Source organism: Desulfitobacterium dichloroeliminans LMG P-21439 (assembly GCF_000243135.2).
Taxonomy (GTDB): Bacteria; Bacillota; Desulfitobacteriia; order Desulfitobacteriales; family Desulfitobacteriaceae; genus Desulfitobacterium; species Desulfitobacterium dichloroeliminans.
Genome location: NC_019903.1, coordinates 2,301,385 through 2,315,835, shown reverse-complemented (window position 1 = coordinate 2,315,835; position 14,451 = coordinate 2,301,385). Strand labels below are relative to the sequence as shown.

The following is a 14,451-nucleotide window of genomic DNA, read 5'->3' as shown; positions in this document are numbered from 1 at the left end:
ACCCCCCGCTTTTTCTTAATATTTAAATTTAAGAGAGGTATCCGCAAGGATACCTCTCTTAAGGAATGTATGGTTAGATGCGGGTACCTCTTTTGAGGTTTTCTTCAGCAAATTGAATCATGCGTTTGGTCATTTGGCCGCCAACAGAACCGTTTTCACGGCTGGTGCGATCGCCGCCCAATTGAACACCTAATTCATTAGCAATCTCATACTTGAATTGATCAAGTGATTGTGCAGCACCAGGGGCTGCTGGTTGGTTAGTACTTCTTTCTCCTGCCATGTAGGGTCCCTCCTTAAATGTATTAAAATATAGGTTAGTGAGACAATCTTATTATCTGAAGCCGTAACATAAAATAAACAGGTAATTGCTGGCGGTAATTAGGCAATATGCTAATGTTACTAATAAAAGGAAAAAAACCTGCTTTCATTCCTCGCTAGCAAGGAAAAGCAGGCTATCTAATGCTATCAAATACGATTATTTTTCATCTTGAGAGCAAGCGCTCACAGCTTCTTCGGCTAAATAATCTTCAGAAATGATTTTAATAAATCCTGGGTAATAGATATCAAAGGTTTGGGCGCCGTTCCATAAGAGATTGAGCAACTGTTCTCGTGATGGTTCAGAATTGGCGGAATCTAGGTAAGTGCGAAAGCGAATTTCTCCATCATCCATATCCAATTCGAAATTTCCAATCGCCAGTTCATAATTCACTCGATTTATAAAGTTGCAAACCTCTAAGCGCTTCGCAAAGGGAATTTTCTGCTTGATGTGAGTATTACAGAGTAGAGATTCTTGTTCCTCATCCACAATAATAAACGAGACAAATTCAGAATTAATTCCCCTGATTTCAATACGAAATAATTCATTTTTTTCATCATATTCAAAATTCCAGCCGTCTTGTTTTAGTGCACGATATAGAATTTCAAATAGTGTCATAGCAGGTCCCCTCCTTTACATCATAAATATTTCCACATCTTTTGGGCGATTCCTGCTAATGCCAAAAGATAATAAGCTGGAATCTTGTCCTTCTATGTCAAAAGGATTGCTTTTTTCGTAGAATTTATTGTGCTATAATAATAAGCTGGATGTTTATAGTCATCGAGACCATTGTTTTTTAGGCAAATGATAAATAAGAGATCCAAAGATCTTAATCTATACAGTAAGGAGTTAATTCTGTGAGCTTATCTCTTCAAGAACAAATCTGTTCTCGAAAAACCTTCGCTATCATCTCTCACCCTGATGCGGGGAAGACAACCTTGACTGAAAAGCTACTGTTATTTGGGGGAGCCATTCACTTAGCAGGGAATGTTAAAGCGAGGAAAACTCAACGCTATGCTACCTCCGATTGGATGGAGCTTGAGCGGCAAAGGGGTATTTCTATTACCTCGAGTGCAATGCAATTTAATTACAAGGGATATGTCATAAATATATTGGATACCCCCGGGCACCAAGATTTTAGTGAAGATACCTATCGCACCTTGACAGCTGCAGATAGCGCAGTCATGCTTATCGATTCAGCGAAGGGTGTGGAGATGCAGACGATTAAGCTTTTTGAAGTCTGTAAAAAACGCGGGATTCCCATTTTTACTTTCATTAATAAAATGGACAGAGAGGGTAAATCTCCTATCGACCTCATGGATGAGGTGGAGAAGGTCCTGGGTATCGAGTCTTATGCCATGAATTGGCCAATCGGCGGAGGAGCAGACTTCAAAGGAATCTATGACCGTCAAACAGGCAATGTCGAACGTTTTTCTGCTGAGCTACGCAAAGGGAATGATGATGTTCGCCAATCCGGCCATATCGACGAGACTGAGACGCAAGAATGGATCGGGGATGAACTATTAAATCGCCTTAACGATGAGATTGAACTTTTAGATATGGCAGGGAACACCTTCGATAAAGCGCGAATCGACAAAGGTGAAGTTACCCCCGTGTTTTTTGGAAGTGCCCTCAACAATTTTGGTGTTCCTAACTTTTTAGATAGTTTCTTGACGCTGGCCCCGCCTCCGGCTCCTCGGTTATCCAATCAAGGGGTATTAGAACCAACCCATCCGGAATTTGTCGGCTTCGTTTTTAAGATACAGGCCAATATGAATGCCATGCATCGGGATAGGATTGCTTTCATTCGTGTGTGCTCGGGTAAATATGAACGGGGTATGAACGTTATTCATAACCGAACGCATCGTAAAATGAGATTGGCACAACCTCAGCAACTTTTTGCCCAAGAGAGAACGATCCTCGATGAGGCCTTTGCCGGAGATATTATCGGTGTTCATGATAGTGGGATCCTCCGGATTGGCGATGTTTTAGCAGAAAAAGATGGCATTGAATTTGAAGCCATGCCTTTTTTCAGTCCGGAGAATTTTGCGCGAATTAGCATTGCGAATGCTCTAAAACGAAAGCAATTTATCAAGGGTATTCAAGAACTCCAAGAAGAAGGGGCTATTCATGTTTATCGAGATTTGAACATCGGGGTGGAAGCACCCATAGTTGGAGTCGTCGGGCAACTTCAGTTTGAAGTCCTGGAGTATCGTTTGCGAGATGAATATGGGGTGGAAGTTCAGATTAACAGTTTGCCCTATGAAATCGTGCAATGGATACCCAAAGATGAAGAGAAGATCCGTATTCTAAGAGATTCCAGCCTGAGTATGGTCGTGTTGGATCAAGATGAGAACTATGCTGTGCTCTTGTTAGATAAGTGGAAAGCCAATTGGTTAAGTGAGCGATATGATATCGTCTTCCATCCTCAACCTCTAAAAGATGAACTACAATAAAGCTCAATAGCCCAAGACAAAAAACACCGAATGATTTCCTAAAATCATTCGGTGTTTTTTAAATCTAGAGGACGCGCTTGGCTCCTATGAAATGGGATTGCCAATAGGAACCTAGGTTATAAATGGTGACCCCTTTTGAGCTGGAAGCATTGATGAACTGTCCATTGCCAATAAAAATCCCCACATGGTCGATGACTTTATCACCATCAAGGGAGAAGAAGACTAAGTCTCCAGCTTTAAGGTTACTAAAAGAAACTGCGGTCCCTACATTATACTGGTCACGAGACACTCGAGGTAAAGTAATACCGTGCTGAGCGAAGACATATTTAGTATATCCGGAACAGTCAAAACCACTGGTCGTAGTACCACCCCAGACATAGGGGACCCCTATATATTTTTTGGCCGTATTAATAACTGCGGTTGCTTTCGAAGTGCTGCTGGGGGTGGTGCTTGCTTTAGCTGGAGCCTTAGCTGGAGCGGGAGCTTTTGCTTTAGCGGGTGCCGTTGGCTTACTGGCCGTAGAGCTTTTAGGTTTTACAGGGGGCGCGGTCGGCTTGCTTGGAGCAGAACCACGGGATATCTCGCCGGTCTGGGTACTCGGACTAAGAGCGATGGTTGTTCTCGCAGCTTCTCTGGTCTTGGCGATAATACCTGCTGTCGATTCCGAAGTGGCAATTTTTTCAGCAACGAGAGGCTGAGAAATGGTTTGAGGGTATGCAAAAAGGGTAGTGGTGAATAGTCCGATAGATACTATTGAGATAATTCCTATTTCGATAATTTTTTTATTGTTATTTCGGTTAAATATCTTTTTCATAAATGCTCCTTTCAATTTCCACGAGAAAACAGAAGACAACCTATCAATCGTTGACGGGTTGTCTTTAGTATAAATTATATAATTCACATTTTCCTTAGTGAAAGCTTGGTTGTTTTTCTAAGTATTGTAAGGTCGAGGATTTATTTACCACTTAATAAAAACTGTGGCACACCTAATTTCGGATGGTGCACTTGGACCAAATCCGCTTTGTACACTTGGGTTAAAACTTCTGCCGACATGACTTCATCTTTTTTACCCCATGTGACGATTTTTCCCTGATCAAGGAGAAGGACATAATCACAATACTGTCCGGTGATATTGAGATCATGTAAGACCATGATGATTGTAATCCCCAGCTCGACATGCCATTGTCGTACATGATCCATGACCAAGAGCTGGTGTCCTATATCAAGATAAGTGGTCGGTTCGTCTAAGATAAGAACTTGAGGCTCTTGTGCCATGGCTCTGGCTAAAGAAACGAGCTGGCGTTGTCCGCCGCTTAAGGTACTTATCTTCTGCGAACGCTTAGTCCAGAGGTTCAGTTTTCTCAAGATGTTTTCAACGACAGCTTTATCCTGAGGACCCAAGTCGGAAAAAGGCTTTAACCAAGGAAAACGTCCCATGGAAACGACTTGCTCGACGGTAAAGGGCAGGGCAGGGGTGCCGTCTTGCTCTAAGACAGCAATTTGAAGGGCCAACTCCTTTGCTGAGTAGGAGGAAAGGGGGCGCCCGTTGAGAAGGATACTTCCAGAGGTTGGAGGAAGAATACCGCTAATGGTGCTGATTAAGGTTGATTTACCACTGCCATTAGGGCCGATAATACCGAACATATCCCCCTGTCCGATAGTGAATGAGAGGTCTTGCAAGACAGCAAGCTCCCCATAATGCTGATTAAGGTCTTGAATCTTATATAAGTTCATCTTAACCCCTCCTTAAACCGCTTTTTAATAAGTAGGCGAAAAAGGGAGCACCAACAAAGGCGGTAATCACGCCAATAGGAATCTCTTGAGATTGCAGAAGGGTACGGGCAATCGTATCAGACCATAAGAGAAAAGTTGCCCCAGCTAGGGTGGACACGGGCAAGAGAATTCGGTGGTCCGGTCCCACAAGTAGACGCATGAGATGAGGGATGATTAGTCCTACGAAGCCGATAATTCCGACGATTGATACAGCCGCTGTGGCTAACAAAGACCCTACCACAAGTATAGCTAGTTTTTTTCGCTCGACATTAATCCCCAGATGGGTAGCCGCCCGTTCACCTAAAGCGATGACGTTGAACTCTCTTTTCTGAAAGTGAAGATAGGTCAGTCCAAAAAGAAGATAGGGGAGAAGGATGAGGACATCCTGCCAAGTGCTGCTGGCCAAGCTTCCCATCATCCAGAAAATGATTTCCTGCATCTGCTGACCGGAAACTGCGATTAAGAAGGAAAGAAATGCTCCTAGTAGAGCCTGCACCACTACCCCGGCCAGAATTAAGGTTTCGCGTTCGAATTGCCCATTTTGCCTGGACAAGGAAAAGACAAAGGTCAAGGAAATCAGACCACCGGCAAAAGCGAAGAGAGGTAAGACCGATTGACCCAAGAAAGAGGAGGTCCGAAAAAAAAGAATAGCCGAGGCAGCGCCAAGGGCTGCTCCAGAGGATACGCCGAGGATATAAGGATCAGCCAAGGGATTTCTCAAAATCCCTTGGAAAGCAACTCCTGAGGTTGCTAACATGGCCCCAACGATTAAGGCTAAAAAAACCCGGGGGAGGCGTAAATTCCAAACAATAGATTCTTGAGCTACAGACCAGCTAGGATCAAGATTAATCAAGGGTAGCTGGTTCGCAATTATTTTCAAGGTCACACCCAGAGGAAGAGAAACCGAACCCATCATGACACAAAAAACAATGGAAAGTAAAAGGAGTAATGCTAAGCCCAAGGTCCAAGTCAGAGCCTTGGGGGACTTGTTTTTTAAGTTCAAGCCTTGTCATCCTCCTTTTACATAGTAACGCTCATTCTGGGAGCACATAGGGTATTTAAGGGCTTTGGTAATATTGAAAGTATTTAAAAGGGTTCACATATTTAGAAAAGTTCGGGATAAAGGGTTTGGGCGATGCTGGCCAAGCCATCAATGATTCTCGGTCCAGGTCGAGTGACCATATCACTATCCAGCGTATATACCCTAGCGTTTTTTATTGCGTCGAGGGATTGCCAGGCCGGACGTGCTAAGATGGTATCTTTCACATTCTCCATATAGTAAGAATAGGTTTCGAGAATGACTTGAGGATTTTTCGCGATGATTTGCTCCTCGCTATATTGTGCCCAATCCTTCACATCATGGGCAATGTTGATACCACCAGCTTTAACAATTAATTCATTGAGGAAGGTCCCTTCACCCGCTGTAAACAGCCCGGGGTCAACCTCGATCCAAACGTTAACTCGTTCGGAATCCTTGAGGGAGCTGATTTTATCAGCAATGGTCAGTTCCTTTTCTTTCATTACCTGAACTAATTCTTGAGCTTGTTCTTGAGTGTTTGTCAAATAACCCAGCTTTTCAATGGCTTGGTAAGTTACTGCGATGCTTTGGGGGTTGAGCTGAACCACAGGAAGCTTCAAACTGCGAATGGCGGATACGAGTTTTTCATCATGCATTCCCATAACCACTAAATCAGGGTTGAGCTGTAGGATTTGTTCCATGTTAGGGTTTAAACTATCTTCAAAAACAAACTCGACTTTATCTTGGATTCCTACGGGATAATTGTCATAGATGGTGACAGCTACGAGTTTGCTTTCAAGACCCAGAGCATATAGGATTTCCGTTGATGCAGGAGCTAAACAGACAATGCGCTGGGGCTCTGTGGTAAGTGTTGATTCTACCCTGGAATCGTCAGTATATGTCAGGGGATAGCTTGTTTGCTGAGCGGTCTCTTGCTCTGCAGTAGATTTCGGGGGCTGCGAGGTGTTAGAGATGCTCTGACAGCCGCTGATCAAAAGGAACGAAATAGAGAGGGCAATTAGTGTGAATAGAGACAGGGCTTTTTTATGCATAGATTATTTCTCCTTTGTACCGTCGATAAATACGTAAAATAAAAACCTTCTATCACGAGGATAAAAGGTTTTGCTGCACTATAGATTATTTTCGCAGCGCCTATTCCCTATCCTCGAGGATGGTCGCTCATGATTAGGCAGGTTCCTGACTTTAGAATGATGAATCATTCTATTTACAGTGGCGGGACCGTGCCGGAATTGAACCAGCTTCCCTTTTAACTCTTCCCGTAAGGGATAGAGAACCTAATCGCTAGAATATGTAGTTAAGGCAATTATAAAGCATTCAGCAATCAAAACCAAGAGAATTTTAGTAAAGAATAGGATAAGTGAAGAATAACTTTACATGAGTATCTATATTAGCAATTCTTAGAATCTTTTCCAATCAACGTGCTAATACTAAACTATAGTTTCACTCGGTACCGTCAGGAGGTAGTAAAAGATGAAAGATTTATTGAAGAAAGGTCTAGCTTTAGGTTTAGGATTTGCTATCGTAAGCAAAGAACAAATCGAAAAGACGATGGATGAGTTGGTTAAGAAAGGTGAACTATCGGCCAATGAATCCAAGGACTTGGTAGACGAGCTGATAAAAAAGGGTGAAGAACAGCAAAGTGAAATTAATACGAAGCTCAAAGAACAGGTTCAGCAAATTTTGAACGAGCTTAATCTTCCAAATAAAGCGGATATCGAAAGGCTGGAAAATCGCATCGCCCAGTTAGAAAAGGAACCATCTCAGGAGTAAATTATTAATATATTCCGGATGACTAGGGGAATCGGGATGATTAGTAGAAGAATACGTCATGCTCATCGTTATCGTGAAGTCGCAACAATCCTTGCTCGCAATGGTTTTGGCCTCATCCTTGAAGAGATGGGGCTTATTAATTTAATCTCATTTTCCAGGAGAATTTTGCGTAAGGAAGAAGAAGTGGATACCAAAACTCTTGGTGAGCGTTTGCGCAACGCTCTCGAGGAGTTGGGTCCTACCTATGTTAAAATCGGTCAAATTGCCAGCACAAGGCCAGATCTGATTCCTGATTATCTCATCAGGGAACTGGAAAAACTGCAAGACCAGGTTCCACCCTTTTCTTTTGCAGAAGTAACGCAAATTATTCGTGAGGAATTGGGAGCTGCTCCTCAGGAGGTTTTTCAGCATTTCGAGGAGAGACCACTGGCAGCGGCCTCCATCGGACAGGTTCACTATGCTGTACTTAAAACGGGGGAGAAGGTCGCTGTGAAAGTCCAACGCCCCCTGATCAGCGATACCATCGAGACTGATCTGGAGATTCTCTCAGATTTAGCGGCATTAGCAGAAAGACGAATGGACTGGGCAGCATTCTACCATGTACGCGACATGGTAGAAGAGTTTGCCACCTCTTTGCGCAATGAATTAGATTATGAGATTGAAGGTAGTAACGCAGAACGAGTCGGCAGACAATTTGTAGAGGATTCGTCCATTTACATCCCTAGAGTCTATAAAGAATACTCAAAAAAGAGAGTTTTAACCCTTGAATATATTCAAGGAGTAAAGCTCAGTCAATTTCAAGACCTAGCTGAGCTTGGTTATAATCGTAAGGTTCTCGCCGAGAATCTTATTAAAGCTATGTTTAAGCAAATTCTTATTGAAGGTTTTTTTCACGGAGATCCTCATCCAGGAAATATCTTCGTTCTGCCTGGACAAGTGATTGCATTAATCGACTTCGGTATGATTGGCAGGCTTTCACCCGATATGAAGGATCATTTTGCGTCTCTTGTCATCGGTATGATGCGACGCAAGACAGAGGACATGATCGAGGCTGTGTTTGCTATGGGGATTGTGCCAGAAGATATCGATCGTAAAATTCTGTTTCGGGACGTGGATCTCTTACGGGAAAAATATTTGGATGTGCCCTTAAGCGAGGTGCATCTCGGCAATGCCGTCAATGATCTATTTAAAGTGACCTTCAAACATCGGATTATTATCCCCACTGATCTGGTGTTACTGGGTAAATCCCTGCTGAGCCTAGAAGGGCTGGTCGAGCAACTGGATCCTGAAATCAGCATTATCGATATTGCTGAGCCTTTCGGAGAACAGCTGTTCCTCGAACGTTTAAATCCCGGCTTTATTGCCGAAAAGACCTATAGGCATGTCAAAGAGTACTTAGAATTGATGTTGGAACTTCCTAAACAAGCCAGAGGAATCTTCAATAGTATTCAACGGGGGAAGATCCGGGTGGAGATTTATCTACCTGAGTTAGCCACTTTCATACGCAAGCTGGATCGCATAAGCAATCAGCTTTCTTTCAGCATACTGTTATTATCCTTCAGCATTATGATGACCGGATTGATTATCGCCTCGGCACTGGGTAATGAGCCCTTGGTCTTCTGGAGGATTTCGGCCATCGAGGCTGGCTTTATTGTCACAGGGTTGATGTTCCTTCTGCTCCTCGTGTCGATTTTACGTTCAGGGAGATTTTGAACACACAGAAGTGACAAAAAAGATTAGGCAAGTTACAATTGAAGCAAAACCCATGAGACTAAGATAACTTAAAGGAGCATGCTAATGATTAATGGGATAATCTTCGATTTAGATGGAACTCTTGTCGATTCACTGGTGGATCTTGCTGATTCGATGAATAAAGTTCTCGCGAATAAGAGCTACCCTACCCATACCTTGGCAGAATATCAATATTTCATCGGCAATGGAATTCGCAATCTGGTTCGCAAGGCTTTGCCAGATACTGTGCAAAATGAGGTAGAGATTACTCAGTGTTTTGATGCCATGATGGAGGATTATGCCCAGCACTGTTTGGACAAAACCAAGCCTTATCCGGGAATAATTGAGCTTTTGGAGCAAATCAATCAAAGAGAAATTAAATGCGCGGTCCTCTCTAATAAAGTAGATGATTTAACGAAAAAGATTGTCCGTGAACTCTTTCCGAAGCAAAGGTTCGAGGAGGTCCTCGGGTCGAGATTTGACATACCAAGAAAGCCTAATCCGGAGGGGGCCCTCTTTATCAGTGATAGCTTGCAAATCCCGACTTCAGAGCTTATATTCGTTGGGGATACTGGGGTGGACATGGAAGTTGCTCAGAATGCTCAGATTCGCTCTGTCGGTGTAACCTGGGGTTATCGAACCAGAGAAGAATTGGTGGACCATGGTGCTCAGCACCTTATCGATGACCCTCTGGAGCTACTGCAGTTATTAGGCTAAGTAAGCTAGAGCACGGATGTCCACAAACAGGGTACATATAGGTAAATAGGATATTTATAGTAGTATTAGTTGTGCTACTAGTTGGGCTACTAGTTGGGCTACTAGTTGGGTTAATAGTTAGTTTACGGAGTGGGGAATAGCAGATGAGAGTTGTTGAAATAAAAGATAATGAGTTAGAGGATGCCTTTCAAATTCGCAGAGAAGTCTTTGTTGAAGAACAGAGAGTACCTTTGCAGGATGAGTTCGATGAGCAGGGAGCACCTGCCCGTCACATTCTTGTAGAATATGAAAATAAAGCAGCGGCCACAGGTAGGGTGCGCTGGGTAGGAGATACAGCCAAGCTGGAGCGGATTTGTGTCCGTGCCTCCATGCGAAAATTTGGCTTAGGTAGTATTGTCGTGCAAGCCCTTGAGAAAATAGCTCAAGAGAAGGGTTTCCAAAAAGCTAAGATACATGCCCAAACCCAAGCTCAAAGCTTCTATAAAAAACTAGGCTATGCCCAAGTTTCTGAGGAATTCATGGAAGATGGGATTCCTCACATTGTGATGGAGAGGAAATTGTAAAATGATTTTCCCATACGGATTAAAAGAAATTGAACACTTAAAAGCTCAGGATCCGGTTCTGGGGCAAGCTATTGACCAGATCGGCATGATTGAACGGGAGGTTACCCCACAGCTCTTTGAAGCCTTGATCTCCAGCGTAGTCAGTCAACAGATTTCTAAGAAAGCCGCTGAAACCGTTTGGAACCGACTGCAGACCCTCTTAGGAGAAGTCAATGCGGAACAGATCGACCAAACTGAGCTGGAGGCTATTCAAGGTTGTGGTATGTCCATGCGCAAGGCAGGATATATCAAAGGAATCGCTGAGGCCGCCCAGAGGGGTGAGGTGGATTTCGAAAAGCTTCCTACCCTGAGTGATGATGAAATTATTAAATTATTACCTGCCTTACCCGGTGTGGGAGTATGGACTGCAGAAATGCTGCTCATCTTCTCCCTTTGTCGCCCTGATGTGGTAAGTTTTAAAGATTTAGCCATTCGGCGGGGAATGATGAATTGTTATGGACTCAATGAGTTGACTAAGGAAACCTTTGACCATTACCGTCAGAAATACTCACCTTATGGCTCAGTGGCTTCGCTCTACTTATGGGCTTTATCGTAAAGGAAGGAAGTTCGATTCGATTGTGTGAATTATGTTTGCAACATGGGGAAGGGAAAAAGTGGTATGAGGTCATGAGGAACTACTCTCAAGAGCTTTATTCCCAGAATAACCGGGAGAAGTATGCTCAGGAGTTTATCGCCAACAGTCAGACATCAATGCTGCCTATGATTGAGAAAATGGCGGAAATGAAGAAGCATAAGCCCGCACTCTATCGGCCCTATCGGAGTATTGGAACCCGGTATATGAAGCGAAATCATATTGGCCAGGTTGTTCCCCTTGAGGATGCCCTTCAAGTCCTAGAAAGAGCCCAATCCATTACCAGGATTCCTTGCGTCTGTCGAAGTGCCATTAAGGGAGTCAAGAATGCTCGTTACTGCTTCGCCCTAGGTATGGATCCCTTTAAGGTATTTGGCGGTTTCCCGGAATTAAAAGGAAGCCTTGAAGTGCTGACGTTGGAGCAGGCTAAAGCCTTAGTTGCACAGTTTGATCAAGAAGGCTTGGTTCACTCTATCTGGACCTTTAAAACCCCCTTTATCGGCGCCCTCTGTAATTGTGATCAAGACTGCATGGCCTATAAGTCCACCGTTTCCTTAGAGGTTATGGAAGTTATGTATAAAGCAGAATATCTAGCTCACATCGATCCCGCTGAATGTGTAGGCTGCCGCAATTGTATGAAGTATTGTCAATTCGGAGCCATTGAATATTCATCCCTTGATCAAAAATGCTGTGTGAATCTAGAGAAATGCTATGGCTGCGGCCTCTGTCGTAGTGGATGTAAGAAGGATGCCGTGAGTATAGAGGCGAAAGCGCTCTTCTAGAATGATTGGGGTCATAAGTCTATGAAAGTAAGTAGTGAGTCACAGTCATATCTGCTCAAATTCCCAAGCGCTTGGGAATTTGAGCTATACACAGACAGTATGGTTCACGCTACTTGAACTAATTCTAACGGGAGTCCATGAGATATCCCTTTTCAGCGTTGTATTCCTTGAGGCCGCGGTAATAAAACAACTCTGTTATCATCTTTTTTGTTTGCAAAGAGGTGGCTCCCATAAGTGGAGCCACCTCGTACTATTTATCCTTTGGAACGGCGAGTAGGGAGATTCTCGAAGAGGGTTTGCTGTTGAACGGGTGCTTGTTGAACGTTTGCGAATTGAGCACTCTGTTGAACGGGATAAGGGGGGCGGGCAAAACCCTGAGTTTGTTGAACGTTGAAGTGTTGAGCGTGATGGCCATGATGGCCATGATGGCAGGGATGAGGAACGCAGCATTTGTTAAAAAGATGCATTATGATTCACTCCTTTATTTATAATAAGAGGAACTTTTAAAACTAGGTCCTTCTAGTGGCAATATATGGAATATTATCCAGTTGGAAAGTTGACCAACGTGATTAATTTGGATAGGATAATAGAAACCCTATTAAGACTAATCTTGACCAAGATACTATCCTTTGAAAACTCAAACCTAAGGAGTGAGCTTATGAAAAAAATATTATGGTATCTGATTGCTTTTTTACTGGGAATACTGCCAGGATTCTTTATTGTTTTTAACTCAGTCTTCTCCGACCCCAGCGGTAACTTCTTCGAGCGACTCGTTACCTATCTGTTGGTGATTGTGTCCTTTGGAGTTCTAGGCTTCTTGTTGGGGCGTACTCGGGAAAACCCATTGATGATGGGGACGATGCTCAGTTTGTTTTCGATTATTCTTCTCGTTTTATATCTTTTCAAAGAGCCGGGTTCACTGCTGTTGATTCTTAGTTATTTAGTGCTCACCTTGGGAGCATCCTATTTGGGTGCCAAATGGGGGGCTCCGAAAACAAAAGATTGAAATTGCATCTTGTTGGTGGGTAGTGACTGTATTATAATAATGGATATTGTTATTTAACAGTGATCTTAATCTGATGAGGTGTTTTATGTTAACGGTAGAAAAAATCGGGGGCACTTCGATGTCCCAATTTGAAGATGTCTTAAAAAATATTATTGGGGAACCGGATTCTCAGCGTTTTAGCTTTGGCAGAGTTTTTGTTGTCTCTGCCTATTCCGGTGTGACCAACAAGCTTTTAGAAGATAAAAAGACCAAAGCCCCGGGGATCTATCGTCATTTTATCAACGGAGAAGATTGTGAAGAAGCCTTGAATGTCTTATTACGGGATCTGCTTAAGGTTAATGAGGGATTCATAAACATTGGTTTAGATTATGAAGTCGCTATGGAGTTTCTAACCGAACGAATCAATCAGACAAAATCCTATTTGCATAGTATGCATGAGATTATTTCCTCAGGTTATGTAGATCGGGAAAATATTTTCTCGGCAGCTCGGGAGCTTTTGGCTTCACTAGGAGAGGCTCATTCGGCATTTAACTCCGTCAATATCCTCCAAAATCGCGGGATACCCGCTCGACTTGTGGACTTAACGGGTTTTCGTGATTCCCGCCAACTGACCATTGAGGAGCGGATTACGAAAGCCTTTAGAGATGTGGATCCCTTCAAGGAGATCGTCCTTGTTACCGGATATACCAAGGGCAAAGAAGGCATTATGCGTCAATTCGAGAGGGGTTATTCGGAGATCACTTTCTCACGGATCGCAACCCTTCTCCAAGCCGATGAAGCCATTATTCATAAGGAGTTCCACTTATCATCTGCTGACCCGAAGATTGTGGGAGTGGGAAAAGCTATTCCTGTAGGTCGTACCAACTATGATGTAGCTGACCAGCTAGCAGATATCGGTATGGAAGCCATTCATCCCAATGCATCGAAACCTTTAGAAATGGCCGGAATCAATTTACGTCTGAAGAACACCTTTGAGCCAGACCATCCGGGGACATTAATATCCAAGGATTATATTGGCCCCGAAGCGAAGATCGAGATTGTTGCCGGATCGGACAAGGTCGTAGTGGTGGAAATTCATGATTCCTTGATGGTCGGGGAAGCCGGTTATGATAAGCGGATCATGGAGATGTTCATGGAGCATTCCATAAGCTATATCATGAAAGCTACCAACGCCAATAGTATCTCCTTAGTGATCTGGGAACACGACTTGGCTGAGGATTTGGTTTCCGAGTTGAAGGGAGCATACCAAACGGTCACCATTCTACCCGCAGCTATCGTTTGTGTGATCGGTTCCAATATTGCTGTTCCTAATATTTTGGCTCGTGCCACCGGTTCTTTAGCTAGGAATCATATCAATGTGAACTGCGTGTCTCAATCTCTCCGTCAGGTCAATATGCAATTTGTCATTGACCGGGATAAGTATACCAACGCAATTTACCATCTGAATGAAGATTTGTGCGTAGGTTAATACGAAGAGTAAAACAAAAAAGATAGGGCGCCTTTATTCGGTGCCCTATCTTTTTTAATATATCGGGACGTTCTTGTTGTATGAACAATATCACCGAAGATATGAACACAAGCCAAGCTTCCTTTAATATACATCCGCGACCTTCGGGCGTGATCTCCTGAAACCATTCACCGGATGGTTTCTTTATCGGAGAATCAGG

16 protein-coding genes and 1 riboswitch are annotated in these 14,451 nt (G+C 43.4%); of the genes, 9 read left to right on the top strand and 7 right to left on the bottom strand.

What is annotated here, in order from left to right; genetic code table 11:
* Positions 1-73: 73 nt before the first annotated feature.
* Both DESDI_RS10905 and DESDI_RS10900 read right to left on the bottom strand, forming a co-directional pair.
* Positions 74-280, bottom strand: coding sequence for an alpha/beta-type small acid-soluble spore protein (locus DESDI_RS10905; protein ID WP_015262668.1), 207 nt, complete (start codon positions 278-280; stop codon positions 74-76).
* Between the two features lie 195 nt (positions 281-475).
* Positions 476-934, bottom strand: coding sequence for a YbjN domain-containing protein (locus DESDI_RS10900; protein WP_015262667.1), 459 nt, complete (start codon positions 932-934; stop codon positions 476-478).
* Between the two features lie 239 nt (positions 935-1,173).
* Here DESDI_RS10900 and DESDI_RS10895 point away from each other — a divergent pair, with 239 nt between their 5' ends.
* Positions 1,174-2,772 carry a peptide chain release factor 3 gene (locus DESDI_RS10895; RefSeq protein WP_015262666.1) on the top strand — a complete coding sequence of 533 codons (1,599 nt, stop codon included), beginning with the start codon at positions 1,174-1,176 and terminating at the stop codon, positions 2,770-2,772.
* Between the two features lie 64 nt (positions 2,773-2,836).
* Here DESDI_RS10895 and DESDI_RS10890 read toward each other — a convergent pair whose 3' ends face one another.
* The 4 genes from DESDI_RS10890 to DESDI_RS10875 form a co-directional block, all read right to left on the bottom strand.
* Entirely contained in the window at positions 2,837-3,586 is a 750-nt protein-coding gene (locus DESDI_RS10890; protein ID WP_015262665.1) for a C40 family peptidase, read from the bottom strand.
* Between the two features lie 140 nt (positions 3,587-3,726).
* Positions 3,727-4,506 carry an ABC transporter ATP-binding protein gene (locus tag DESDI_RS18285; protein ID WP_015262664.1) on the bottom strand — a complete coding sequence of 260 codons (780 nt, stop codon included), beginning with the start codon at positions 4,504-4,506 and terminating at the stop codon, positions 3,727-3,729.
* 1 nt (position 4,507) lies between these two features.
* Complete coding sequence (locus DESDI_RS10880; RefSeq protein ID WP_015262663.1) at positions 4,508-5,548, bottom strand: FecCD family ABC transporter permease; 1,041 nt, start codon at positions 5,546-5,548, stop codon at positions 4,508-4,510.
* A 101-nt stretch (positions 5,549-5,649) separates the two neighbouring features.
* The gene (locus DESDI_RS10875) at positions 5,650-6,615 is read right to left on the bottom strand and encodes an ABC transporter substrate-binding protein (protein WP_015262662.1); all 966 of its coding nucleotides are present in this window, start codon (positions 6,613-6,615) and stop codon (positions 5,650-5,652) included.
* Positions 6,616-6,734: 119 nt separating this feature from the next.
* A riboswitch (cobalamin riboswitch) is annotated at positions 6,735-6,877 on the bottom strand.
* A 177-nt stretch (positions 6,878-7,054) separates the two neighbouring features.
* On the opposite strand from DESDI_RS10875, the gene DESDI_RS10870 reads away from it, so the two are divergent.
* From DESDI_RS10870 to DESDI_RS10845, 6 genes are all read left to right on the top strand, one after another.
* The gene (locus DESDI_RS10870) at positions 7,055-7,354 is read left to right on the top strand and encodes a phasin family protein (RefSeq protein WP_015262661.1); all 300 of its coding nucleotides are present in this window, start codon (positions 7,055-7,057) and stop codon (positions 7,352-7,354) included.
* A gap of 36 nt (positions 7,355-7,390) precedes the next feature.
* Positions 7,391-9,067, top strand: coding sequence for an ABC1 kinase family protein (locus tag DESDI_RS10865; protein ID WP_015262660.1), 1,677 nt, complete (start codon positions 7,391-7,393; stop codon positions 9,065-9,067).
* 84 nt (positions 9,068-9,151) lie between these two features.
* On the top strand, positions 9,152-9,802 hold the full coding sequence (locus DESDI_RS10860; protein WP_015262659.1) for an HAD family hydrolase: 651 nt from the start codon (positions 9,152-9,154) through the stop codon (positions 9,800-9,802).
* 143 nt (positions 9,803-9,945) lie between these two features.
* The gene (locus DESDI_RS10855) at positions 9,946-10,365 is read left to right on the top strand and encodes a GNAT family N-acetyltransferase (RefSeq protein ID WP_015262658.1); all 420 of its coding nucleotides are present in this window, start codon (positions 9,946-9,948) and stop codon (positions 10,363-10,365) included.
* 1 nt (position 10,366) lies between these two features.
* Positions 10,367-10,960: a DNA-3-methyladenine glycosylase family protein gene (locus DESDI_RS10850; protein WP_015262657.1), complete on the top strand. Its 594-nt coding sequence runs from the start codon at positions 10,367-10,369 to the stop codon at positions 10,958-10,960.
* Positions 10,961-10,995: 35 nt separating this feature from the next.
* A complete protein-coding gene (locus tag DESDI_RS10845; RefSeq protein WP_242825392.1) occupies positions 10,996-11,778 on the top strand; it encodes a 4Fe-4S binding protein in 783 nt (260 codons plus the stop codon).
* A 254-nt stretch (positions 11,779-12,032) separates the two neighbouring features.
* On the opposite strand, the gene DESDI_RS17900 is transcribed toward DESDI_RS10845, so the two are convergent.
* The gene (locus DESDI_RS17900) at positions 12,033-12,245 is read right to left on the bottom strand and encodes a hypothetical protein (RefSeq protein ID WP_015262655.1); all 213 of its coding nucleotides are present in this window, start codon (positions 12,243-12,245) and stop codon (positions 12,033-12,035) included.
* 191 nt (positions 12,246-12,436) lie between these two features.
* Here DESDI_RS17900 and DESDI_RS10835 point away from each other — a divergent pair, with 191 nt between their 5' ends.
* Both DESDI_RS10835 and DESDI_RS10830 read left to right on the top strand, forming a co-directional pair.
* Positions 12,437-12,784 carry a DUF6954 family protein gene (locus tag DESDI_RS10835; RefSeq protein ID WP_015262654.1) on the top strand — a complete coding sequence of 116 codons (348 nt, stop codon included), beginning with the start codon at positions 12,437-12,439 and terminating at the stop codon, positions 12,782-12,784.
* Between the two features lie 85 nt (positions 12,785-12,869).
* Positions 12,870-14,252: an aspartate kinase gene (locus DESDI_RS10830; RefSeq protein WP_015262653.1), complete on the top strand. Its 1,383-nt coding sequence runs from the start codon at positions 12,870-12,872 to the stop codon at positions 14,250-14,252.
* The last annotated feature ends 199 nt before the right edge of the window (positions 14,253-14,451 follow it).

Excerpts from the sequence above, each read along its gene's own strand:
- DESDI_RS10905 (WP_015262668.1), bottom strand. The coding sequence starts at position 280 with ATGGCAGGAGAAAGAAGTACTAACCAACCAGCAGCCCCTGGTGCTGCA.
- DESDI_RS10900 (WP_015262667.1), bottom strand. The coding sequence starts at position 934 with ATGACACTATTTGAAATTCTATATCGTGCACTAAAACAAGACGGCTGG.
- DESDI_RS10890 (WP_015262665.1), bottom strand. The coding sequence starts at position 3,586 with ATGAAAAAGATATTTAACCGAAATAACAATAAAAAAATTATCGAAATA.
- DESDI_RS18285 (WP_015262664.1), bottom strand. The coding sequence starts at position 4,506 with ATGAACTTATATAAGATTCAAGACCTTAATCAGCATTATGGGGAGCTT.
- DESDI_RS10875 (WP_015262662.1), bottom strand. The coding sequence starts at position 6,615 with ATGCATAAAAAAGCCCTGTCTCTATTCACACTAATTGCCCTCTCTATT.
- DESDI_RS10870 (WP_015262661.1), top strand. The coding sequence starts at position 7,055 with ATGAAAGATTTATTGAAGAAAGGTCTAGCTTTAGGTTTAGGATTTGCT.
- DESDI_RS10865 (WP_015262660.1), top strand. The coding sequence starts at position 7,391 with ATGATTAGTAGAAGAATACGTCATGCTCATCGTTATCGTGAAGTCGCA.
- DESDI_RS10860 (WP_015262659.1), top strand. The coding sequence starts at position 9,152 with ATGATTAATGGGATAATCTTCGATTTAGATGGAACTCTTGTCGATTCA.
- DESDI_RS10855 (WP_015262658.1), top strand. The coding sequence starts at position 9,946 with ATGAGAGTTGTTGAAATAAAAGATAATGAGTTAGAGGATGCCTTTCAA.
- DESDI_RS10850 (WP_015262657.1), top strand. The coding sequence starts at position 10,367 with ATGATTTTCCCATACGGATTAAAAGAAATTGAACACTTAAAAGCTCAG.
- DESDI_RS17900 (WP_015262655.1), bottom strand. The coding sequence starts at position 12,245 with ATGCATCTTTTTAACAAATGCTGCGTTCCTCATCCCTGCCATCATGGC.
- DESDI_RS10835 (WP_015262654.1), top strand. The coding sequence starts at position 12,437 with ATGAAAAAAATATTATGGTATCTGATTGCTTTTTTACTGGGAATACTG.
- DESDI_RS10830 (WP_015262653.1), top strand. The coding sequence starts at position 12,870 with ATGTTAACGGTAGAAAAAATCGGGGGCACTTCGATGTCCCAATTTGAA.